This window comes from Herpetosiphon sp. (assembly GCF_003512625.1).
GTDB classification, from domain to species: Bacteria; Chloroflexota; Chloroflexia; order Chloroflexales; family Herpetosiphonaceae; genus Herpetosiphon; species Herpetosiphon aurantiacus.
Genome location: NZ_DOPT01000076.1, coordinates 17,529 through 40,275 on the forward strand (window position 1 = coordinate 17,529; position 22,747 = coordinate 40,275).

The 22,747-nt window shown below is 48.8% G+C and carries 21 protein-coding genes and 1 tRNA gene; 11 read left to right on the forward strand and 11 right to left on the reverse strand.

The features are described 5' to 3' along the window. The first annotated feature begins 198 nt into the window (after positions 1 to 198). The gene (locus DEF47_RS16330) at positions 199 to 411 is read left to right on the forward strand and encodes a hypothetical protein (protein ID WP_041304081.1); all 213 of its coding nucleotides are present in this window, start codon (positions 199 to 201) and stop codon (positions 409 to 411) included. Here the strand turns inward: DEF47_RS16330 and DEF47_RS16335 are convergent. Further along, positions 408 to 848: a hypothetical protein gene (locus DEF47_RS16335; protein ID WP_012188553.1), complete on the reverse strand. Its 441-nt coding sequence runs from the start codon at positions 846 to 848 to the stop codon at positions 408 to 410. The genes DEF47_RS16330 and DEF47_RS16335 overlap by 4 nt on opposite strands. A gap of 258 nt (positions 849 to 1,106) precedes the next feature. Between DEF47_RS16335 and DEF47_RS16340 the strand changes: the two genes are divergently transcribed. Continuing rightward, complete coding sequence (locus DEF47_RS16340) at positions 1,107 to 1,781, forward strand: DUF4397 domain-containing protein (protein ID WP_012188554.1); 675 nt, start codon at positions 1,107 to 1,109, stop codon at positions 1,779 to 1,781. A gap of 58 nt (positions 1,782 to 1,839) precedes the next feature. On the opposite strand, the gene acs is transcribed toward DEF47_RS16340, so the two are convergent. Together acs and hemW are read right to left on the reverse strand one after the other, a co-directional pair. Continuing rightward, entirely contained in the window at positions 1,840 to 3,801 is a 1,962-nt protein-coding gene (gene acs / locus DEF47_RS16345; RefSeq protein WP_012188555.1) for an acetate--CoA ligase, read from the reverse strand. A 99-nt stretch (positions 3,802 to 3,900) separates the two neighbouring features. Next, positions 3,901 to 5,175: a radical SAM family heme chaperone HemW gene (gene hemW, locus DEF47_RS16350; protein ID WP_012188556.1), complete on the reverse strand. Its 1,275-nt coding sequence runs from the start codon at positions 5,173 to 5,175 to the stop codon at positions 3,901 to 3,903. A 152-nt stretch (positions 5,176 to 5,327) separates the two neighbouring features. On the opposite strand from hemW, the gene DEF47_RS16355 reads away from it, so the two are divergent. Beyond that, positions 5,328 to 6,536 (forward strand): metallophosphoesterase, encoded by a 1,209-nt coding sequence (locus tag DEF47_RS16355; RefSeq protein ID WP_012188557.1) that lies wholly within the window; start codon positions 5,328 to 5,330, stop codon positions 6,534 to 6,536. A 56-nt stretch (positions 6,537 to 6,592) separates the two neighbouring features. On the opposite strand, the gene DEF47_RS16360 is transcribed toward DEF47_RS16355, so the two are convergent. From DEF47_RS16360 to DEF47_RS16375, 4 genes are all read right to left on the reverse strand, one after another. Next, positions 6,593 to 6,669: transfer RNA gene (locus DEF47_RS16360), tRNA-Glu, on the reverse strand. Positions 6,670 to 6,715: 46 nt separating this feature from the next. Further along, positions 6,716 to 7,393, reverse strand: coding sequence for a RhiA family protein (locus DEF47_RS16365; protein ID WP_012188558.1), 678 nt, complete (start codon positions 7,391 to 7,393; stop codon positions 6,716 to 6,718). Between the two features lie 91 nt (positions 7,394 to 7,484). Further along, positions 7,485 to 8,297, reverse strand: coding sequence for an exonuclease domain-containing protein (locus DEF47_RS16370; protein ID WP_041304084.1), 813 nt, complete (start codon positions 8,295 to 8,297; stop codon positions 7,485 to 7,487). Positions 8,298 to 8,441: 144 nt separating this feature from the next. Beyond that, on the reverse strand, positions 8,442 to 8,918 hold the full coding sequence (locus DEF47_RS16375; protein WP_012188560.1) for an aminoacyl-tRNA deacylase: 477 nt from the start codon (positions 8,916 to 8,918) through the stop codon (positions 8,442 to 8,444). Between the two features lie 130 nt (positions 8,919 to 9,048). Here DEF47_RS16375 and DEF47_RS16380 point away from each other — a divergent pair, with 130 nt between their 5' ends. Both DEF47_RS16380 and DEF47_RS16385 read left to right on the forward strand, forming a co-directional pair. Further along, on the forward strand, positions 9,049 to 9,414 hold the full coding sequence (locus tag DEF47_RS16380) for a hypothetical protein (RefSeq protein ID WP_012188561.1): 366 nt from the start codon (positions 9,049 to 9,051) through the stop codon (positions 9,412 to 9,414). 130 nt (positions 9,415 to 9,544) lie between these two features. After that, the gene (locus DEF47_RS16385) at positions 9,545 to 10,069 is read left to right on the forward strand and encodes a GTPase domain-containing protein (protein WP_012188562.1); all 525 of its coding nucleotides are present in this window, start codon (positions 9,545 to 9,547) and stop codon (positions 10,067 to 10,069) included. 359 nt (positions 10,070 to 10,428) lie between these two features. Here DEF47_RS16385 and DEF47_RS16390 read toward each other — a convergent pair whose 3' ends face one another. From DEF47_RS16390 to DEF47_RS16400, 3 genes are all read right to left on the reverse strand, one after another. Further along, a complete protein-coding gene (locus DEF47_RS16390; protein ID WP_012188563.1) occupies positions 10,429 to 12,117 on the reverse strand; it encodes a CHAP domain-containing protein in 1,689 nt (562 codons plus the stop codon). 104 nt (positions 12,118 to 12,221) lie between these two features. Next, entirely contained in the window at positions 12,222 to 12,446 is a 225-nt protein-coding gene (locus DEF47_RS16395) for a response regulator transcription factor (protein ID WP_012188564.1), read from the reverse strand. A gap of 104 nt (positions 12,447 to 12,550) precedes the next feature. Then, on the reverse strand, positions 12,551 to 12,772 hold the full coding sequence (locus DEF47_RS16400; RefSeq protein ID WP_012188565.1) for a response regulator transcription factor: 222 nt from the start codon (positions 12,770 to 12,772) through the stop codon (positions 12,551 to 12,553). 200 nt (positions 12,773 to 12,972) lie between these two features. On the opposite strand from DEF47_RS16400, the gene DEF47_RS16405 reads away from it, so the two are divergent. Further along, positions 12,973 to 13,959: a helix-turn-helix domain-containing protein gene (locus tag DEF47_RS16405; RefSeq protein WP_012188566.1), complete on the forward strand. Its 987-nt coding sequence runs from the start codon at positions 12,973 to 12,975 to the stop codon at positions 13,957 to 13,959. A gap of 115 nt (positions 13,960 to 14,074) precedes the next feature. Here DEF47_RS16405 and DEF47_RS16410 read toward each other — a convergent pair whose 3' ends face one another. Next, the gene (locus DEF47_RS16410; RefSeq protein WP_012188567.1) at positions 14,075 to 15,085 is read right to left on the reverse strand and encodes a GNAT family N-acetyltransferase; all 1,011 of its coding nucleotides are present in this window, start codon (positions 15,083 to 15,085) and stop codon (positions 14,075 to 14,077) included. Positions 15,086 to 15,289: 204 nt separating this feature from the next. On the opposite strand from DEF47_RS16410, the gene DEF47_RS16415 reads away from it, so the two are divergent. The 5 genes from DEF47_RS16415 to aceA all read left to right on the forward strand — a co-directional run bounded on the left by DEF47_RS16415 (position 15,290) and on the right by aceA (position 22,731). Beyond that, positions 15,290 to 16,765, forward strand: a complete 1,476-nt coding sequence (locus DEF47_RS16415; RefSeq protein WP_012188568.1) for a helix-turn-helix domain-containing protein — start codon at positions 15,290 to 15,292, stop codon at positions 16,763 to 16,765. Between the two features lie 176 nt (positions 16,766 to 16,941). Next, positions 16,942 to 17,580 carry a TetR/AcrR family transcriptional regulator gene (locus DEF47_RS16420; RefSeq protein ID WP_012188569.1) on the forward strand — a complete coding sequence of 213 codons (639 nt, stop codon included), beginning with the start codon at positions 16,942 to 16,944 and terminating at the stop codon, positions 17,578 to 17,580. An 18-nt stretch (positions 17,581 to 17,598) separates the two neighbouring features. After that, positions 17,599 to 19,284: an MDR family MFS transporter gene (locus DEF47_RS16425; RefSeq protein WP_012188570.1), complete on the forward strand. Its 1,686-nt coding sequence runs from the start codon at positions 17,599 to 17,601 to the stop codon at positions 19,282 to 19,284. Positions 19,285 to 19,676: 392 nt separating this feature from the next. Next, positions 19,677 to 21,269 carry a malate synthase A gene (gene aceB, locus DEF47_RS16430; RefSeq protein WP_012188571.1) on the forward strand — a complete coding sequence of 531 codons (1,593 nt, stop codon included), beginning with the start codon at positions 19,677 to 19,679 and terminating at the stop codon, positions 21,267 to 21,269. A gap of 169 nt (positions 21,270 to 21,438) precedes the next feature. After that, positions 21,439 to 22,731 (forward strand): isocitrate lyase, encoded by a 1,293-nt coding sequence (aceA, locus tag DEF47_RS16435; protein ID WP_012188572.1) that lies wholly within the window; start codon positions 21,439 to 21,441, stop codon positions 22,729 to 22,731. Positions 22,732 to 22,747 lie beyond the last annotated feature (16 nt).

Consider the following 22,747-nt stretch of genomic DNA (forward strand, 5'->3'; position numbering starts at 1 on the left):
CAGTTGGTCGATAACCAACATGAGGCAACTCTTGGTGTCGCGACGCGATAAAAGGTGGGATGAGTGCCAAATAAACGGCGTTGTTATGGCAGCCGGCAATGCCATGACAAATGGACGAAGGCAGTGTAGCATAACCCAAGTCGCTTGAACATAGCAAAATCCGCAAATTTGTTCAAGCATTCTTTAAGGAGTTTTAATATGCAATATGAGCTTGTTGTGCGCGTTGAGGCTGGGCAATATCGGGCAATTTGCCCGCAAATTGTTGGAGTGGTCGGCTATGGTGCAAGCCCAGGAGCCGCTTTGGATGCAGCCCTGCTGGCTTTGCAACAGTATTGTATTCAGCATCACTTGCCCGTGCCACAGTTGGATGTAACGCGGGCAAGCCTTAAAACCAGCAGTGGTCGCGCTTAGCCTAAGGTTGTAATCGCTGGCACACGGTTGAACATCCAAAACGATAATGGTAAGCCCAAGCCAAAACTAAAGCCAGCGATTGCCCAAGCCGTTGCTAGCCAAATGCCGCTAAACCACCAACCAACCACAATAAAGTAGATCGCCCGAATGATAAAGGATTGTTGAGGGCGACTGTGGCCAACGACCACCTGTCCATTTGAGAGCACCACCATTTGGGCATTGGCGGGATTTGGGCGCAAGGTCATCATTTGAGGCAGCCGATTGAGCAACATCAGGCCTAGTGGCAAGCCTATAATGCTGACAATCAAGAACCATGCTACACCAGTGACTAATGCTCCCAACCACAAACCGACAAAAATAAACCACAAGCCGCGAATCAAGCAGCCAGGCCCAGCGTTGCCATTGTTGATGATCACGGTTGGCGGTGGATAACTCATTGGATTCCCTTTCTAACTCTAGATGCTTGAGCGTAGCATACCCCATACACTGTTCACATATGTGGGCTATGTACTTGAACTAGATCGGATTTTGATTAATCATTGATGAGTTTTAGGAATTGTTCATGATTTGTCGATAGTTTGTACATCCATCAAAAGCTCACTCGCGTAAAACAAGACAATAGCGCTATAACGAGTTGAGATAGGCCAGGGTTAACCAATTTCGCTGAAGATTGTTGTTTTTTGGAGGATTCTAAAATGGTACGACGTTTGATGTTGATGACATTGGCTTTGTTGGCAGTTGTCGGGTTGAGTACACCACAGGCAAGCAAAGCCGCCACGATGAATTATGTTCGAGTTATGCACGCCTCGCCCGATGCACCAGCAGTCGATATTTTTGTCGATGGCAAAGCCGTATTAACCAGTGTGCCATTCTTTGCATTGAGTGGCCAATTAGCCTTACCAGATGGCACATATACAATTGATATTGCTCCAGCTGGCGCAGGTGTTGCAGCATCGGTCTTTGAAACCAAATTAACGCTTGAAGGTGGCTATACTGGCACAGTTGCCGCAGTTGGCAGCTTGGGTTTAGGTAATTTTGATGTCAAATTGTATGAAGATAATTATTCGATGACTGGCGCTGGGATGAGCCGCGTGCGGGTTATTCACGGCTCGCCCGATGCACCAGCAGTCGATATCAAAATTGCTGGCACGCAAAATGTTGTGGTCAAAGGGGCTAAATTCGGCGATGCAGCAACTTTAGAAGTTCCAGCAGGCACCTATAGCTTTGATATCAGCCCAGCTGGCAGCTCAACCGTGTTGTTTACCACGCCAGCCTTGCGCTTCGAATCAGGTTGGGGCTATAGCTTGGTCGCCAGCGGTTTCGCTAGCAAAAATTTCTGGGTTCAATCACGGGTCGATATGGTGAAATAAGCTGAATTGATTGAATCAGCCGTGCGGTGATCTTATCCATCACCACACGGCTGATTTTTTATTGTTCCAAAGTGCTCAAATCGCCTTCGGGCAAGCCTAGGGCACGGGCTTTGAGGACGCGGCGCATAATTTTGCCTGAGCGGGTTTTAGGCAAACTTGGCACAAATTGTACTGCCTCAGGGCGGGCAATTGGCCCCATCACTTTGCCAACGTGGGCAATCAGCGCATCCTCAAGATCTTGGTTGGCTTCGTAGCCATTCTTCAAAATCACAAAGGTATGAATCGCATTGCCTTTGACTTCGTGAGGCAAGCCGATTGCGGCAGCTTCGGCAACTGATGGATGCGAAACCAAAGCCGACTCAACTTCAGCCGTGCCCAACCGATAGCCTGAAACCTTGATTACATCGTCGATCCGACCAATTACCCAGAAATAGCCGTCTTCGTCTTTGCGGGCTGAATCGCCAGCGGTGTACACACCTGGAATTCGGCTCCAATATTGTTCGATATAGCGCTCAGGGTTGTTATAAATCGTGCGCAACATCGAAGGCCATGGATTGCGGATAATCAACAAACCATCTTCATCATCGCTGGCATGCTCACCCTGATCGTTGACCACATCGGCATCGATGCCAAACGAGGCACGAGTGCCTGAGCCTGGCTTGAGTGGCGTGGTTGGATTAGGCGTGATCATCATGCTGCCGGTTTCAGTTTGCCACCAAGTATCCATAATTGGGCAATTGTTGCGGCCAATCACCCGATGATACCAGCGCCATGCTTCGGGGTTAATTGGTTCGCCGACTGAGCCAAGCAAGCGCAACGAGCCAAGATCATGGCGATTAGGCCAGGCTTCGCCAAAGCGCATCAAGCCGCGAATTGCGGTGGGAGCAGTGTAGAGCACGGTTACGCCATAGCGCTCGACAATATTCCACCAGCGGTTGGGGAAGGGGAAGGTTGGTGCGCCTTCATACATCACTTGGGTTGCGCCGAGCATCAAGGGACCATAGACAATGTAGGAGTGGCCCGTGACCCAGCCTGGATCGGCGGCACACCAATACACATCATCTTCTTTGATATCAAGATTAAAGTGCAAGGTCGTCGCAACCCCAACTTGATAGCCACCATGGGTATGCACTAAACCTTTAGGAGCGCCAGTCGTGCCCGAAGTGTAGAGCATATATAAAGGATGTTCAGCATCAAGTTGCTCGGTTTCGCACTTGGTCGAAGCGATTGGCAAGGCCATCAATTCTTCATACCACAAGTCGCGGCCTTGTTGCATTTCGACTTCGTGGCCTGTGCGCTTGACTACAATCACAATTTCGACCACTGGTGAATGCTTAATCGCATCGTCGGTGATCTTTTTCAGCTCAACGACTTTGCCATTCATATAACCGCCGTCAGCCGTAATCACTACCCGCGATTGGGCATCTTGGATGCGAGTTTGCAGCGCTTCGACACTAAAACCACCATAGACCACGCTGTGCATCGCGCCAATTTTGGCACAAGCCAACATCGCAATCACAATTTCGGGAACCCGTGGCAAATAGATCGTCACGGTATCGCCCTTTTTGACCCCCATCGATTTGAGCACATTGGCAAATTTATTGACTCGTTTGAACAATTGCCAATAGCTATAGGTCTTGTTATCGCCCTTTTCACTTTCCCAAATCAAGGCCAGCTTATTCTTGCGCCAAGTTTTGACATGGCGATCAAGCGCATTGTGCACAATGTTGATCTTGCCATCGTTAAACCATTGGTAGAACGGTGCTTTGCTATCGTCGAGCACCTTGCTAAATGGCATATACCAATCGACCATCCGAGTTGCCATGTCGGCCCAGAAATCCTGATAATGCTCAATCGACCATTGACGCATGGCTTCGACATCGGCGAAACCTTTTTCACGAGCGTAGGCCAGCACGTTCGAGTTTTCAACCAAGGCAGCAGGTGGGTAGTAGAATGCTGATTCAGCGTCGTTGCTTGCCGAAAATTGACCAACAGTGGTTGGTGCAGCATGCTCAGTCATTGAGATGCCTCCTAATTAGTACTCACAAGCGGCGGGACAAGTGCGAGGTCTGGCCCAATTGTAGCGTTGATGCTTGGTTTATGTCAAAATCGCTGCTGCTTAATCAAGCAAAAAACGTTCAATCACTTGATTGCCAACCATTCGGCCACGGGGGGTAAACCGAATGGCGTTGGTGGTTTGTTCGAGCAAGCCTTGCCCAACCAATTGTTCGATTATCGGCTGATACTGCGCAAGCAAATCGTGGCCTGTCCGTTGTTGAAAGTGGGCAAAGCCTAAACCACAATTGAGCCGCAATCCCATCATAATTGTTTCAAAATCGCGGTCTTGTGGCTCGCATACTTGGATATCGATTAACGGTGCTTGACCATGTTCAACCTGCTGAGCAAAAGGCTCTAAGATCCGTTGATCGACCCAGCGCCAGCCCCGCCAATGGCTATGTGCACCAGCCCCAACTCCCAAATAATCGGCGTTGAGCCAATAGGCCACATTGTGGCGCGATGCATAGGCCGGCAAACGCTCGCTTGGGTTAAACGCTGAGTTCTGCGTTTTGGCCCAATTGGAAATCTCATAATGGCCATAACCAGCCGCCCCTAAAATTTCCATCGCAGCTTCATACATTTCGCCAGTCGCATCGTCGTTGGGAATGCTGACCCGACCAGCAGTTACTTGGGCGGCTAGCGGTGTGCTTGGCTCGACAATTAATGAATACAGCGCAAAATGCTCAGCATCCCAACCTACAATTTCGTTGAGCATCGCTCGCCATTGAGCAGTATCTTGGCCTGGTAAGCCAAACATAAAATCAAGATTGATATTTTCGAAGCCAACTTTACGAGCTGCTTGATACGAGGCATAGGCCTCGCTGGCGGTATGAATCCGCCCCAACACCCGCAAGGTTGGGTCATGCAAGGTTTGCACGCCCATACTTAGGCGATTAATCCCCATCGACCGCATTGCCCGTAGATAATTGTGGTCGAGCACCGTGCCTGGGTTGGCTTCGCTGGTTACTTCGGCCTGCGCCAGCGGAATAATTTGGCCGATTGTTTGCATCAACTGTTCAAGTAAGTGCAATGGTAGCGCAGTTGGCGTGCCGCCGCCCAGAAACACCGTCGCGGGCAAATCGGCCTGTTGTAACGGCCCAACAAGATCGTGTAATTGATAGCTTGCCCACGGAATCGGCCCATCCGCGACCTGCGGCCATGTTGGGTCAGCGATTGTCTCGCCGCTCGCCATGCGCTTGAGATGCAGGCACAGCGCATCAATATAGCGCTGCATAAAATCTTCGCGATTGGCAAAGGTATTGAAATCGCAATAGGCACAACGGGTTTGGCAAAATGGTATATGAACGTAAAGATGTTTGATTGCATGTGTTGTCATGGCTCTATTGTAGTGCGATTTTTGGCTTTACGCCATGCTGTTTTTGAACATCTATGACAAGGGCTTGGCAAGCGATTAACTCGTAGTACACTAGCTAGGTGTTTGCTGTGGCGACATACCAAAACCTGCAATTAACCCAGAGAGGAATATCTATGGCTGCATCAGAAGCAGATAGTTTGCCGAAAGCTCGTCCATCGCAACGGCTCAATCGACGCAAAATTGCCAGCATTATTATGGCTTGGATGGCGCTGTGCTGGCTGATTATTGGTAGCGTGTTTTATAGTGTCGTGCCTGGTGGCTGGCTCAGCATTCTAGGCTTGATGCTCTTGAGTTACATTCCATTGCTTTTTGTAGCACGTTCGTTTGGTGGGCCAGTTGCACCATCGGCGCATATCCGCTTGTGGGGCTTTCGGCCATTTTGGTATAGCCAATTGCTCTTGCCATTGATGGCAATCGGTGGCCTAATTGGCTTGATTATTGGCTTGCCTTTCCACAGCAGTGGGTTGTTGGGTCGTGGCTTGGCCGGTGGCATCGGGTTACTCTATTTGACGGGCATTGGTTTGGCTTATTTTGGCTCACGCCGCTTGGCTGTGCGCGAATTGACCGCTAATTTGCCCCAATTGCCCAACGAGCTAGCTGGCTTGAAAATTGTCCAGATCTCGGATACCCACGTTGGGCCGCATACCTCGCGCCGCCACTTGCGCAACGTCGTCGCGGCAATCGAAGCCGCCAAGCCTGACCTGATTGTCATGACTGGCGATCAAGTTGATGATTATGTTGATGACGTTGAACCATTTGCCGCAGCCTTCGGCCAACTCTCAGCCCCCTTAGGCGTGGTTGCCATCGCTGGCAATCACGATGTCTATGCTGGTTGGGATGGCGTGCGGGCTGGATTAGAAGCCATGGGCATCAAGGTTTTGGTCAATCAAGCGACGGCATTTAATTATCGTGGCGTGCGTTGGTGGCTGGCAGGCACTGGCGATCCGGCAGGAACCTACGTGGCCCAAGGTCGGGAAATTGTGGCCCCTGATATTCCCAAAACCTTGGCTGATGTTCCAGCCAATGAGTTTCATGTGGTTTTAGCCCACAACCCAGCGCTCTGGCCCGCTTTGGCCCAACGCAACGTGCCACTAACCTTGAGCGGCCATACCCACTACGGCCAATTTGCCATTCCCAAACTTGGCTGGAGCATGGCTTCGGCCTTTTTGGAGCATGCCATGGGTCACTATCAGCTTGAGCAATCGCTACTCTACATCAACCCCGGCACGAACTATTGGGGCATTCCCTTCCGGCTCGGCACCAAGCCCGAAGTCACAGTAATTACATTACAACCCAGCCAAACCGCATCCATCGTTGGGTAAATGGCCCCCACTTCAACATAGTTAAACAAAAAGACACTCGGTTTTGCCGAGTGTCTTGGTGACGCATACGGGATTCGAACCCGTGATCTTCACCTTGAAAGGGTGACGTCCTAGGCCGCTAGACGAATGCGCCATGCAACGTTGTGTATTATATCCAGCAGCCAGTTTTTGTCAAATTGTTAGCTCGCAGCAATTTCCAGTGTTTCGGCACTGGCTTGATTTTGGTTGCCAGCCGTCGCTACACTTGGGCTAATTTGCCAGTGATAATCAGCATCTAGCACGGCGGTAATCGTATCATAGCCCGATGGGAACACCAGCTGTTGCGGCTTGGTAGTTGTAGTGATGGTTACACCGTTCTCAACCACGGTATAGCCAAATACAATCCAATAATCAATCTTTGGGGTAAACGTTGCGGTCACGTTTGGTTCGGAAGCAACTACAAAAACTGGGCTACCAGCAAAACTCACGCCTATTTGCACCGCATTTGCTCCGACCGTGCTATCTTGCACAATCACCAACGAGCCTGTTATCTCAGCTTTAGTTTGGTCTTTGAAGGTATAAGCATCGTCGATTTGGGTCAGGGTCACTTGGTTGTTTTGGCTCTCATCGGCAGGCCAAAGCTGAATCAGGTTGGTCGTAATGCCAATGTTATCAACTGGAGCCACATTTTGCACCCAAGTAAATCCATACGATTGATCGTTCCAACTAAAGCTTGCTTGGGTTGTAGGATGAACTGGCTGGTTGATAAAGCGATAGGCCGCCAACTCAGCAAGATCGGGATTTTGGGTATAGACCATCATCGAGCCAAAGATCGGCGATTCGTTGACCATCACCAACGTCAATTGATTGTTGCTCATCGTTCCTCCTAATTGCAAACTGTCAACACCCTAGCCATAAAAGGTCAAGCCAAGCCAGTTTGTTGACAGTCAGGCGACCAAGAGTAACGAATTACAATTCGACAATCGATAGTCGGTCGAGCGCGAACATGCGCTGAGCATTGCGCAAATAGCAGTAGGCGTGCAAAATGTGACGTTTACCCTCGACTGTCAAGCCCATCGGCAGCACGCGCCGCTCAACCGGATCACCGCCAGCAGTGCGATAGGAGATCATCAACGATTGGCGGCTAGTCATCGCCGTCGAAATTTCTTGAATCAAAGGGCTTTCTTCGTCGCCAGGCAACAGGCCGCGCTGTGCTCGCAGCAAATCGGCCAAGGTATGCACCCCTTTGCGATACAAAATATCGAGCAAGTGCTCAAAAACTGGGCGTAAGGCCACAACGTCGCTCATCGCACGATGCGAAGGTGCTTTTTCACCCAAATTGGTTGCGAGCGAGGTCAAATTGTAGCGGCGTGCAGTGATGTAGCGCCGCGCCAACGCCAATGTATCGATGACAGGTGTTTCAAGAGGTGGTAAATCAATTCGGCTTAATTCGCTGGTCAAAAAGCCAATATCAAAATAGGCGTTATGCGCAACTAAAACTGCCTCATGAAATAATTTATTGACTTTAGGCCAAATTTCGCCAAATGATGGTGCATTGGCAACCATTTCGGCACTAATACCGTTTACCGCAAACGCAGCGGGATCAATTTCGCGTTGTGGATTTACCAAAAACTCACAGCGATCAATAATCTCGCGACCTTGAATGCGCATTGCCGCCATTTCACAAATGCGATGCCCAATTTGAACATCTAAGCCAGTGCTTTCCATATCGAACAACACAAACGGAATGGTGTGCAACGGACGATCAAGGAGAGTATACATGCGTGCTTCATTTCTAGTTCCCAACGTGGGAAACATTTAACAACATCGCTCGACAATCCGGGCAAAGAGCTTGCAAGGTTTGTCGTTACTGATTGTCAGTCTAACACGCCTATGTGTCAATATTTGTCATTGTTAAGAGCTGTTTTAGCTATCGTTGTCGCTAATATCGGCAACCAGGGCTTTGGCGGCTTGTTGCAAATGGCTTGGCGCTACCAACATTTGTAAGCCACGTTGACCAGCACTCAAGCTAATTCGTGCATGCTGAAAGGCACTAAAATCGAGGACAACTGGCATTGCGCGGCGTGTACCCAAAGGCGAAACCCCACCTTTGAGATAGCCAGTCAAGCGGGTTAATTCCTCGATTGGAGCCATCTCAACCCGTTTATCGCCAAGCGCATCGGCCAATTTCTTGAGGCTTAGCCGATGATCACTTGGCACAACCGCCAAAACATAGCCTTTTTTCTCACCTTTGGCCAATAAAGTTTTAAACAACATATTTAATGGTAAGCTGAGCTTTTCGGCGGCTTCCTCGGCAGTAAATTCGGTTGCCTCAAAACTCAACAATTCAAAATCGCTAGTCACGCGACACATCACATCAGTCGCCCGCGTTCGAGTTCCCATGATTGGCCTCCATCAATAAACAGACTTAATTATAATCAGCCAATCGCCCAACATCTACCCATCGTTAGACTTATTTTGCTGCCAATAATCTATGCTAAAATGCTACTATGTATGCGATTGAGGAGAAACCATGTTCAGACCAAAATCACCACTCAAGCCATCCAAACAAGGCATCAATGCAATGTTGCTGATAGGCGGGGTTGGCGCAAGTTTCCTGTTGATCACTACCTTGATTATTGCCCTTTCAACCAAAGAACTTGATGCTTTTCTCTTTTGGTTTAATCTAGCAGGCTTTGCGGTTTTGGTTGGTGCGATTCGATTGGTCATGCGGCGACCGGGCATGTATGAATTGTCGCCACCACCCACCATACCAGCCAATGTCGATCCCAGTCAGGGTTATTATGTGCCGCCAGCCTATGTCAATCATTCACCTGGGCCGTTTGTTTATGGCGCTGATAAAAAGCTAAAGCCTCGCATGCGTGAGCCAAAGCCATAAACTGATCCACGAAAGAACATGAAGGACACGAAGACGATGAGGCTATTGGCTATTGGCTGTAGGTGTCGATGTTCCAATCGATCTCGATAGCAATCCTTCGCGCTCTTCGTGTCCTTCGCGGTGAAACCATATGCTAAAACAAAATCTCCAAATTGCGTATACCGGGCCAACCGCAGCTGGCAAACGTACCAATTTGCGGGCGCTGTCAGCGCTTTTGCCAGACCACATTATTGAACCACGCCAACAGATTTGGCTGGGTACAGGCTTTGAGTTTTATTATGATCAGCTTCGCCTACGCTATGCTGATCGAATTATCACGATTAAGGCAAATCATGGGGCGATTTTGTATCAAAAACATGAATTATTGGTATTAAATGGGGCTGAGGGTGTGGTATTTGTGCTTGATTCGCAGCTCGACAAACTAGCCCAGAATATTCGTTTGCTGCGCACAAGCTGTAGCTACTTGGCACAACAAGGCAGGCTTGGGCAAATCGCCAAAGTTATTCAATTCAACAAGCGCGATCTGCATGGCATGCTCTCGTTGAGCGTGTTGCAGCGCTATTGTAATGCGATGAACTGGCCAAACATCGCCGCCAGTGCAGCCAAACAGTACCACATCGTTGAAACTTTAGAGTTGTTGGTTGGTCAATGCTGATCCACGAAGGGCACGAAGGCGCACGAAGGTGGATGAAGCGCTCGACTATTGGATTCCCTCATCCCTCGTCTTACAAGGGTAGGTTTTCAACAATGATTGGGCGGAGTTCGTCCTCGATTGGTATGCCCTTACCCCCTCGCCCGCCGCTGTGGGCGAGGGGCTGGGGTGAGGGAACGGGAACTTGTGGTCAATCCAATGAATCATTACCCATAGAACATAGAACATAAGAATGGGGATCGGTGAGCGATTGTTGGCAGTTGGTGCTGGAGTTATGAAGCTTTCAATCATTAACTGGATAAATATTAATAGCAGCCCGAGATTCAATCGAATCTCGGGCTGCTTGGCTCCATGAATTAGGCTTAGGGAATTACGCCAATCTCACTATTCCGATCGCTATCACCCCAATTACCAACAATTGGATAGTTACCGGGATCGCCATACATGAAGGAGAGATTGGCCCAACCACCATTGAGGTTGTTGGAGAGATACCACATATTGCCACGCACAACCCCAGGGGTATCATCACCATCGCCATCCCAATCGCCCACGATGAATGTATCGCCTAGCTCACCAAAGCCAAGCGAAATATCAGCCCAGCCGCCATTAAGATTATTGGAAAGATACCATGTTATGCCGCGCACAACCCCAGGGCTATCTTTGCCATCGCCGTTCCAATCGCCAACCACGGGTTTGTCGCCAGCCTCACCAAAGCCGAAGGATCGTTCGGCCCAGCCGCCATTCAGGTTGTTTGAGATATACCAAGTCGTTCCGCGAACAAGGCCAGGGGTATCTTTGCCATCGCCGTTCCAATCGCCAACCACCGGAATATCATTGGGATCACCGAATTCAAAACTGATGGTATGTGGTTCGCCATAGGTGTTTGAAAGATACCAAGTATTGCCACGTACAACCCCTGGCGTATCAATACCATCACCATTCCAATCGCCAATTACCGCTTTATCCGATTTCAAGCCATAATTAAAGGATAACTCGGCATTGCCGCTTGATAAATTGTAGCTCAGATGCCAACGCTTTGCGGGTTCGGGTTGAATGGCATCAGGGTGGCGAATAAATTTCTTATTTGTAATCCCTTGGGTGATAGTTGATTGCGGACATGGACTATACCAATTCATTTGCGACATCGTAATGCTGGTTGGGCTATTAACTTGTTCCAAAAATGCTACATGATTTATGTTTGTCCAAACCACGGCACTTTTGACGCTGGGCGTATCACTGAGTAATTGTGGATAAGAGCTGGCAGCACATTCATCCCATGTATCCGCGTTGCCAGTACAATTAGATAAATTGGCAATATTGTTGCCTGTTCGGCGGTAGCGGACCCACCACGTACAATTGCCATTGCCAACGCTGCTATTACAAGGAAAAGGATTGAATTCAGGGTCACTAACCCCACAGCAATTTTGGATTGATACAGCTAAAGGCTGGTTAGCTTGAGCAAATGCCTCTTTAACATCGTTGCTCAACGGTGATGCTTGGAATTTTTGGGCTGGAATTAGGGTGATCTGCTCAAGCCAAGCGAGGAATTCAGCCCGATTGATGCTATAGCCAATATATTCAAAAACCATAATCTGCTGATTGATCGCGATGATCAAGCGTAAATGATCGGGAGTTCCATGGGCTTGACGACTCAACTGATGTTCACTAATTAACTGCACACTGCGTTTTTGCCATTCGATAGTTTCAATCTGATATGCAGCATTAGTTCGTCGATAATCATAGCGTTTAATCCAGCCGCTACTACTTAACGCTTTCGGGTTTGCGAAACTACTGACAATTGCCAATAATGAAGGGGTTGTGCGATGGACAAATCCAATGCTGCGTTGGGCAACTTGTGAGTTTGTTTGCGGGCCATTCTCAGCAAAAATACTTGGTATCCACTGATCGAGCTGAGCAAACTCGAAACCCATCGATGGCTCAATCAAGCGATTTGGATCTGACGATTTGTTCGCATTAGCAGGCTGCATCCATAGACCAAGACTTACTAAAAGTCCTACAATTAAGCAGATCCGCCAGTGGTGGTTGCGCATACTGTCCTCCTTGTACTTCGTTTAAACCTTAATCTGGTTGAGCAGAGTATAGAGATTGCGCTATACTTGCGCTGCTAGGATCTCCTAGCTTTCGCTGGTGCATGCTAGGAATCCCTAGCATGCTTGGTGGGTTCAATTGCTAGATAGGTAAGAGTGGCGCTAACTCGATTATCAACATTGAGTTTGCTATAGATCCGATGCAAGCTGGTTTCGATTGTGCCTTCAGTTGTCTGAAGGATGTGGGCAATGGCTTTGTTGGTTTTGCCTTGAATTAGGATTTGCATCACACGGTGTTCGCTGGCAGTGAGTTGAGTGGTTGATGTTGACATAAATACTCCCTATTTAGGCTATTCTAATGACGAAAAACGATTAATTGCCTGGCCTTGAACTATTGCTATGATAGAAAAGTATTGTGCCATTTGCATCGCTAAAATTAGCGATTTTTGGCGGTTGCAGCTTGTTGAAAGGCGGTTAATGTGCGGGCGGCATGGGCTGCTTGTTGGCGCGATTTCACGCCCAATTTGCTGGCACTACTGCGCAGATGGGTTCGGACTGTCCAGATCGAAATTGATAAACGCTTGGCAATCTCTGCATCACTCCAACCCTGATCAACTAATGCCAAAACATCGTATTCACGGGCACTTAACTTATGCATACGCTCGGTCTCCCTATATCAATTGAGCCTCTTGAATTGCTAGAAGCCATATGCTGCGCAGCACAAGAACTTGTTGAAATGACTGTAACAGTAGCGGGGTTATGCGAGTTATGTTTTTTTAGCACTCAGCTTTAAATCTGGACTTTTACTGAATATTGGATACGTTTTGGCTGTATTTCTGCGGATGTGTTGGGGGAACTATGGATCATCGCTATCAAGCCTATACCTTTGCCGAATTGTTACGACTGTTCTTTGAGCGAAGCCGTGATGAACAGATAAACCAAAATGCCCTTGCCCAAAAAGTTGGCGTAGCTGTGCCAACCTTGAGCAATTGGTTCAATGGCAAATATACGCCACGCTTCAAAGATCAGGTCTTGCGGCTGGCGCAAGCACTTGGCCTGACAGCTCTTGAGGCAGATTTAATGCTTTGTTCGATTAAGCAAGCGTGGAATACCTACGGCACACCCCACGATGTGCTGCAGAAATACACAATTGTGCGCTATCGTGAAGAATTACTCTCAAGTCGGCATAGCCCCAGCGCCGCTGATGTTTCACTGGCAACGGTCTACGCGACGTGGCAACTCTATTTTCATGATCTATTTGTAGGCAATAATCAACATTGGGGGTTGGGTTATAAAGATGATGGGGTGTGTCGGGTTGAACGAACGATCACTGATGGCGCTTATCAACTTACCTTGCACAACCGTTTTCATAATGATGTGTTTATTGGCGGTGATTCCCATTGTTTTGCGCCACCAATTTATTATCTAAGTGTCTATGCTCAACGGGTAGCAGGTGAAAGCGAAAATGATGGCTTTGCACTAATTTTTGAAGAAATGAGCGATGCCAGCCATGCCATCTTTCGGATTCGTGACCAACCTCAGCTGGCTTCAGTGATTAGCACCCGTAATGGTGGCGATAGTTTTCAAATTCATCTTGATCGAAAACGTGTTCCAACAATCCGCCCTGGTGAGGTCAATCAATTAGGAATGTTGGTTATTCACAATCAGCATCGTTTTTTTGTGAATAATAGCTTGATCGGTTCTGCTGAAATTGAGCGCATTCCGTATAGCCGACTCGATGTTGGCATTATTAGTCAATCAATGGCTCCAGTTATTTGCACCTTCCAAGATTTTCGGGTCTATATTCCACCCAATATCTATGAACAACCAGAATGTGTGGAGTAGTGATAATGAGGCTCTAGGTTATCGGAGCGATGGATGGCATGTCCATAAGCCAATTGCCTAGAGCCTATTAACCTTTGTTCCCAATTGTTATGTTCTATGCTCTATGCTCTGTGTTCTAGATTAACGGCTTACGATAGGTGTTTGACACATATTCAACTTCAAAACCACATTGTTGATAAACGCGCAGCGCACCAGTTGGGTTCTCGCTATCGACTCCTAAGGCCGCCTCAGTCATGCCCATGTCACGAAAGATCGCTAAACTACGGTTGATCAAGCCTGAAGCTACCCCTTGTTTACGCCATTGCCGTCGCACGCTGATGCCTTCGGTATAGCCACGTTTGAGGTTGTACTCGGCATTTTCGTTTTGGTCGATATAGTTCAGCACCATGCCCACCACCTGATCTCCCGACCATGCTACTTGCCAAAGCTCCGGCTGGAAGAATGGCGATTGAACCCAGCGTTGAAAATCGGCTTCGGTTGGCTCGGAATAGCCCCAGTGGTCGCGGAAGGCTTCGGCATCGGCTGCCCAAACTTGGCGATAGACTTCGGGTGGGCTTGGGCGAGTTTCGATCCCTGCGGGTAGTTCTTGGCTTCCAATCGGCTGGCTCAAATCGCGTTTCATGCTGAAACCACGCCGTGCCACCTCATAGCCAAATTCTTGGTAAAGCTTGGCACTGTAGGGGTTGCGATCAAAGCCATAGGTTTGGAAGAAGGGCGTGTTGCTAGTGGGATTTTCGGCATGAATTTCGCGTAATCGTTGCTCTTGATAGGGCAAAATCGCGTGGCCAATCCCGCGATTAAGCCATTCTGGCCGAATATGGGCAATTGCGCGTAAAATCCGATTGCCGGCAGTTTCATCGTACCAACGACTAAAGGCATAGCCAATCGGCTGCTGATCGACTTCGATAATCACCAAATCTTTGGATAAATCGGCATTGGGGGTGTTACGATATTGGCGTTGAATATCCTCGGCGGTGGTGATATTGCGCTCGGCTAGCGCTTTGGATGCTGCGGTAAAAATCTCAGCCATTGCGGCAAAGTCTGTGTCATCGCGAAAAAAGCGTACTTGAAATCCATCGATTTGCGGTGGATTACTCAGGTGAATTGCTGCTTGTTGCTCAGTCATAATGTGAAGGTTGCTCCTAGGTGATTAAGTATTGCTGCTGTCAAGTATCGTTTGCTGGCCGCAGTTTGCCATCAGCCTAAGGCCGATTTACGATCTCCGCCTTGCGACTGAGCACAATTGGGTAAGTTCATTCTGATGGTATAGTTAAGCGGGAGTGGGTTGCCTCACGCTATTTTCCGAGACTTTGCAGCATGAAGGAACCGAATGAGCACTGATGTAATTAATTTAATTTTTGGCATGAAACTGCGTCAAGCCCGCCTCGAAGCCAATTTAAGCCTGACTGAATTTGCTGCACGCGCTGAATTATCGCCGTCGTATGTGACTGAGATGGAGAAGGGGCGCAAGTATCCTAAGCCCGATAAAATTGTCAAAATGGCCCAAGTGTTGGGCAAAGGCTACGATGAATTGGTCTCGATCAAGCTGAATCCGGCTCTGGCCTACCTTGAAAATATGCTTTCTTCGCCGTTGTTACGCCATTTTCCCTTCGAGGAATTTGAGCTTGATCCGAATGAGTTGGTTGGTTTATTTACCAAAGCGCCTGATAAAGCTAGCGCCTTGTTACACGCAATTTGGGAAATTGCCCGCCAATATGATATGAAGGATGAGCATTTTTTTCGGGCGGCGTTGCGTTCGTATCAAGAAATTCATGAAAATTATTTTCCCGAAATTGAGGAAGAGGCCGAAGCTTTTGCCACCAAATATCAGCTTAATCTCTTTCCGGTTGGCATCGATCAGCTCAAGCAGATTTTGCGGCAGCAATTTGGCTATCACATTGATGAAACCAGCTTGGCCGAGCACGAAATTCTCTCGCATTATCGTGCGGTCTATATCGACACGCCGCGCAAAACCTTGTTGATCAATCCGAATTTGTATGAATTGCAGCGTAAATTTATTTTGGCTCGCGAGCTTGGTTATGCAGCGCTGGGCTTGAACGAGCGTTCAGTCACCTCAACGCCTGATCAAGTGCTGTCGTTTCGCCAAGTTTCCAACGATTTCAAGGCTTCATATTTTGGTGGTGCGCTGTTGATGCCACGGCAGCCGATGATCGCTGATATTGCAACCTTGTTCAATCAAACGACGTGGAGTGCCGAGCCACTATTGGCGATGCTTAATCACTATGATGTTACGCCCGAAATGTTGCTCTATCGTTTCAGCGAGGTCATTCCAGCGGCCTTTGGCATTTCGCTACACTTTTTGCGCTTCCACAATGTTGAAGGCTCCTACAAGCTGATCAAACGAATTAACATGAATCGCTTGTTGCTACCAAGTGGAATCGGTTTACACGAACATTACTGTCGGCGTTGGCTGGCCTCGCGACTGTTAATCAATTTGGCTGATCATAATGGGCATCAGCAACCCTTGGTCGATGTGCAAATCTCAGAGTTTTTAGAAAGCCAAGATCGCTTTTTAGATTTGGGTTTTGCGCGGCCATTGGTGCTGACTCCAACTGTTGGCAGTAGTGTGGTGGTTGGTTTTCGCTTTACGCCTGAGCTAGCCAAAGTGATCAAGTTCGTCGATGATCCGGCGATTCATCGCGCGGTGATTCACGAAACCTGTCAGCGCTGCCCGATTGACGATTGTGCGGTGCGTAAATCTGTGCCAACGGTGCTATGGGGCGAGCAACTGCGCGATCGCCGCAACGCCGCAATTGCCGAAATCCGCCGAACGTTGTTGCCATAATGCTCCAAAAGACCAATTAATCCACGACAGCGCCAGCCCTCGGCGCTGTTACTATTTAACCCCGAGTCCTAGGACTTTTGACTGGATTGACATGGAATAGTGTTAGGGTTATTATTTGACTTATCGGTCATAAATTGTTTGATGGTCAAATAATGGCTGAGCGTAAGGAATTGAGCATGCCAAGCCTAGAGAAACCAACCAAGCCCGCTGGATCGTTGAAAGAGCGCCAACGCGAAGAACGCGCTCGGCTGATTTTAGAGGCAGCCCAAACCATTTTGTTGGAGCGCGGCTACCATGAAACTTCAATCGACGATATTGCAGCCCAAGTTGGCATTGCCAAAGGCACAGTCTATTTGCACTTTCCTAGCAAAGAAGATTTGATGATTGCCCTGGTGGAGCGGCAATTACAAAACTTTGTGCAAGTGATCGAAGCGGTGGCGGCCAGCACTAGCAGCGCCCGCGAACGCCTAGAAGCAATTTTGCAACGGACGTATGATCCAAGCGAAGCTCGTCGGATGCAGATTTTTCTAGAGGTGTTTGGCAGTGCTGATATGCGTTCGCGGTTTGCCGAAAAGCATGAACGCACCCAGCCGATTATCGATCATGTGCGCAATTTGCTACGCGAAATTATCGAGCAAGGCAAAGCTCAGGGCGAATTTGATCCCAACATCTCAACCAAAGTAATGATTGTGATGTATCTCAATTTGCTTTCTCCTCGCAACTACCATCATCTGACAACTGATCAAACAGTGGCGTTTGAAGAGTTGCTGCCTCAAATAATTCAAATTTTCTTCCATGGGATTTCACGGAAGTAGGCTTAAGAAAGGCGCGGAATGGAAACGGCAATTAAGCAAGCGGCTTCGGCAGCAGTTGAATTTGAACAGCCACGCTATACCAAGCGCGAAACCTTGCTCACCATGTTGAGCGTGCTCTTGGTGATGCTGTTGGCCTCGCTCGATCAAACAATTGTGGGTACGGCGATGCCCAAAGTCATTACCGATTTACACGGCTTTGATCGCTATACCTGGGTTACGACGGCCTATCTGTTGGCTTCGACAGTGATGGTGCCAATTTATGGCAAGCTTTCGGATATGTTCGGGCGTAAGCCGTTGTTTATCTTTGGCTTAATTGTCTTTTTGATTGGCTCAGGCTTGTGTGGCGCGGCCCAAAGCATGAACCAATTAATCATCTTTCGTGGTTTGCAAGGCTTAGGTGCAGCCGCCTTAATGCCAATTGCCTTGGCGATTGTTGGCGATTTGTTCACACCCCGCGAACGCGCTCGCTGGCAAGGCATCACTGGTGGGGTTTTTGGGATTTCGGCCATCCTTGGGCCAACCGCTGGTGGCTGGTTGACTGAACACGTTTCATGGCGCTGGATTTTCTACGTCAATTTGCCGTTGGGCATTATCGCGCTTTTGACTTTAGTGTTTTTGATGCCAACCCTTGGCCGCAAAGCCCAACGGGTCAAAATCGACTACATCGGCTCGATCTTGTTGGTTGCTGGTACAGTGCCGCTGTTGCTGGGCTTTACCTGGGCTGGTTCGCAATACGCTTGGCTTTCAGCTCAAGTTTTGAGCATGTTTGGGCTTTCGATTGTATTTTTGGGTGCATTCATTGCCTTTGAAGCATGGCTTGAACGTAACAATGGCCAGCCAATTATCGAGCCAAGCCTGTTCAAAAATAGCATTTTCCGCATCTCGGTGTTGATCACAATCATCTCGAATATGGCGCTGTTTGGCAATATTTTCTTCTTGCCCTTGTTTGTGCAAGGCGTAATTGGCACCTCGATTACCAATAGTGGCCTGATTATGACCCCGTTGATGCTAACTGCGATTATCTGTAGCGTGGTAGCAGGTCAAATTGTGGCAGCAACAGGTAAATACAAAATTATCGCAATTGTTGGTATGGCGATTAGCGTGTTAGGCGGCTTCCTGCTGCTGCAACTCGATATCAATTCGACCAATACTAATGTGGCGATAGATATGGTGGTGCTCGGCTTGGGTATGGGTGCGGGGATGTCGCTGTATACCTTGATTACCCAAAATGCCTTGCCCAACAAAATTGGCCAAGCCACCTCAGCTTTGACCTTCTTCCGCTCAATTGGCAGCACAATTGCCTTGGCAGCGATGGGTTCGGTGATGAATTCGGCCTATTTGCCAGCTTTCAAGGCGGCAATTCCAGCCGAAGTTGCCCAAAATGTGCCAGCCGAAAGTTTGGCAGCCTTCAACAACCCGCAAATTTTGCTCTCACCCGAAACCCAATCACTGATTCAAGCTCAGTTTGCCCAAGGCGGCCAGCAGGGCGAAGCGCTTTATAACACCTTGTTAGGCGCAGTCAAATATGGCTTAGTCGATGGCATTCATCATGTGTTTATCTTCAGTTTTGGCATTACGCTTTTGGGTTTTGTGGTGGTTTTCTTCCTCAAAGAGATCGAATTGCGTGGTGGTCGCAAAAAAGCTGAGGCCCAAATCGAACAAACTGGCGAAGCTGGAGCGGCTGGAATGGCGGCGTTTCATTAATCAGAACATAGAGCATAGAACATACGAGGTCGAGCTAGCAATAGCTCGATCCTCATTTTTTAAGGATGAATTATGAGGGATAAATTATGAAGTTTGGCTATTGGTGTTGGGCAAGCAAGAATTGAATCAAAATAATCTGTGCCAATCTGTGGCGAAAACAGCCTTCACGTTCTTCGTACTCTTCGCGGTTTCGGTTTTTAAACTCTTTGTAGATTATCTAAATAAACTAAATTATCTGCTAGCGAATATTCGCTTGACAGATAGAAAACATTGTGATATTCTTCATTCAGTGAAAATTCGCTGGCGATAAAAATTATCTACCAAGCCAATTTTTACCAGAATCCATGCACCAATCCTACGTCGATGGTGACGCACCGGAAAGGAACGACCGCATGACCGATCGGCAACATGGCGTGAAAATCAACGCCCCTATCACCCCCGCTGCGGCGGAATTGTTGACGGAACCAGCCCTACACTTCTTAGCTGCCTTGCATCGCACTTTTGACCAAACTCGCCGCGACTTATTGCTCGGACGAGTGGAACGCCAAAGCCGCCTTGATGCAGGCGAAAACCCTGATTTTCTCGCTGAAACTGCCCATATTCGTGCTAGCGACTGGCAAATTGCGCCCATCCCCGATGAGATTCGTAATCGTCGCGTGGAAATTACTGGGCCAATTGATCGCAAAATGATCATCAATGCGCTCAACTCTGGAGCCAATGTCTTCATGGCCGACTGTGAAGATGCAACCACTCCAAGCTGGGATAATTTGGTCAGCGGCCAACTTAACTTGCGCGATGCGGTCAATCGGACGATAAGCTTCACCAATGAAGCTGGCAAAGCCTATCAATTAAACGATCAGGTTGCGGTGCTGTTTGTGCGGCCTCGTGGCTGGCACTTGCTCGAAAAGCATGTCACCGTCGATGGCGAACCCTTGGCTGGTGGTCTGTTCGACTTTGGTTTGTATTTGTTCCACAATGCCAAAACCTTGCTCGAACGTGGCTCGGCTCCTTACTTCTATCTGCCAAAACTCGAAAGCCATCGCGAAGCCCGTTTGTGGAATGATGTGTTCGTGTTTGCCCAAAAGCAACTCGGCCTGCCCCATGGCTCAATCAAGGCAACGGTTTTGATTGAAACAATTTTGGCCGCCTTCGAGATGGACGAAATTCTGTATGAATTGCGCGACCACTCGGCTGGCCTCAACTGTGGCCGCTGGGATTACATCTTCAGCTGCATCAAGAAATTTGCTAAATTACAACATTTTGTGCTGGCTGATCGTGCTTTAGTGACGATGACTTCACGCTTTATGCGCTCATATTCGTTGCTGGCGATCAAAACCTGCCATCGCCGTGGTGCTCACGCAATGGGCGGGATGGCTGCTCAGATTCCGATCAAGCACGATGCCCAAGCCAATGCCGAAGCCCTCGCCAAAGTGCAAGCCGATAAAGAGCGCGAAGCTCGCGACGGCCACGACGGCACATGGGTCGCTCATCCAGGTTTGGTTCCGTTAGCTAAGGCCGCCTTTGATGCTTTGATGCCTGAAGCTAACCAAATTGGCAAGCAGCTTGATGTTGAAATTACTGCCGATGATTTACTGCGCTTCGAGCCATCAGCGCCGATTACCGAGCAAGGCCTGCGCAAAAATATCAGCGTTGGCATCCAATATATCGAAGCTTGGTTGGGTGGCTTAGGCTGCGTGCCGCTGTACAACTTAATGGAAGATGCCGCAACCGCCGAAATCTCCCGTGCTCAAGTTTGGCAATGGGTACATCAACCTAATGGCATTACCGAAGATTTTCGCAAAATCACCCTCGATTGGGTGCGCGAGTTGATCGTCGAAGAACTGGCCAAGATCGAACAAGAAGTTGGCGCAGAACGCTATCGCAACGGTCATTATGATCGGGCTAGCCAATTGTTTGATCAATTGGTTGCCAACCCAACCTTTACCGAATTTCTCACGCTTCCTGCTTACGAACAAATCGATTAATGTGAATTAATTGGCAGCTTGCAGGTGCTGGCATCAAACAACAATGACCAAAACCTGCAATTCTACGCTGGGATAGATTCTTGATTTTCATTACCTTGGCGACGTTGCCCAAGCGCTTTGAGCGATTGTAATGAATAGCCACCATTGTAATTTGACAAAGGAGTCAGCCATGAACACCACGAACGGTATCTCAACAACAGAACTGGAACGGGGTTGGGCAACGGACGCACGTTGGCAAGGGATTCAGCGCGATTACACAGCCGAAGATGTTGTGCGCTTGCGCGGTTCAGTGATTATTGAGCAAACTTTAGCTCGGATGGGTGCTGAACGCTTGTGGGATCTCCTTCACACCGAAGATTACGTGCATGCGTTGGGTGCGCTGACTGGTAATCAAGCCATGCAGATGGTCAAAGCAGGCTTGAAGGCGATTTACTTGAGTGGCTGGCAGGTTGCCGCCGATGCCAATATGGCTGGGCAAATGTATCCCGATCAAAGCTTGTATCCCGCTAACAGCGTGCCACAAGTTGTCAAACGGATCAACCAAACCTTGCAACGCTGCGACCAAATTTATCACTCAGAAGCTAAAGATGGTACCTACTGGTTCGCGCCCATCATCGCCGATGCTGAAGCTGGCTTTGGTGGCCCACTGAATGCCTTTGAAATGATGAAGGCTATGATCGAAGCTGGCGCGGCTGGGGTGCACTTCGAAGATCAATTATCATCAGAAAAGAAATGTGGCCACTTGGGCGGCAAGGTCTTGATCCCAACGAGCCACTTTATTCGCACGCTGCAAGCTGCCCGTTTGGCTGCCGACGTGATGGACGTACCAACCTTGGTCGTCGCTCGTACCGATGCCAACGGTGCATACCTCTTGACCAGCGACGTTGATCCACGTGACCGCGAGTTTTGTACAGGCGAACGCACCCCCGAAGGCTTCTTCTGTATTCGCGGTGGGATCGATTCAGCAATTGCCCGTGGCTTGGCCTATGCTCCATATGCCGACCTGATTTGGTGTGAAACCTCAACCCCAGATTTGGAAGAAGCACGGAAATTTGCTGAAGCGATCCATGCTCAATATCCAGGCAAATTGTTGGCCTACAACTGCTCGCCATCATTCAACTGGAAGCGCAACTTGGATGATGCCACGATTGCCAAGTTCCAAAGCGAACTCGGCGCGATGGGTTACAAGTTCCAATTCATCACCTTGGCGGGCTTCCACGCCTTGAACTACAGCATGTTCGATTTGGCAACCGGCTATCGCGACCAAGGCATGAGCGCCTATGTGCAATTGCAACAAGCTGAATTCAACCGCGAAAGCGAAGGCTATACCGCCGTCAAGCACCAACGCGAAGTTGGCACTGGCTACTTCGATTTGGTTGCGCAAGCAGTTTCAGGTGGCATGTCATCGACCACCGCCTTGAGCGGCTCGACCGAGCACGAACAATTTGTTGGAGCCCATTAGTAAAGTCAAAAGGCAG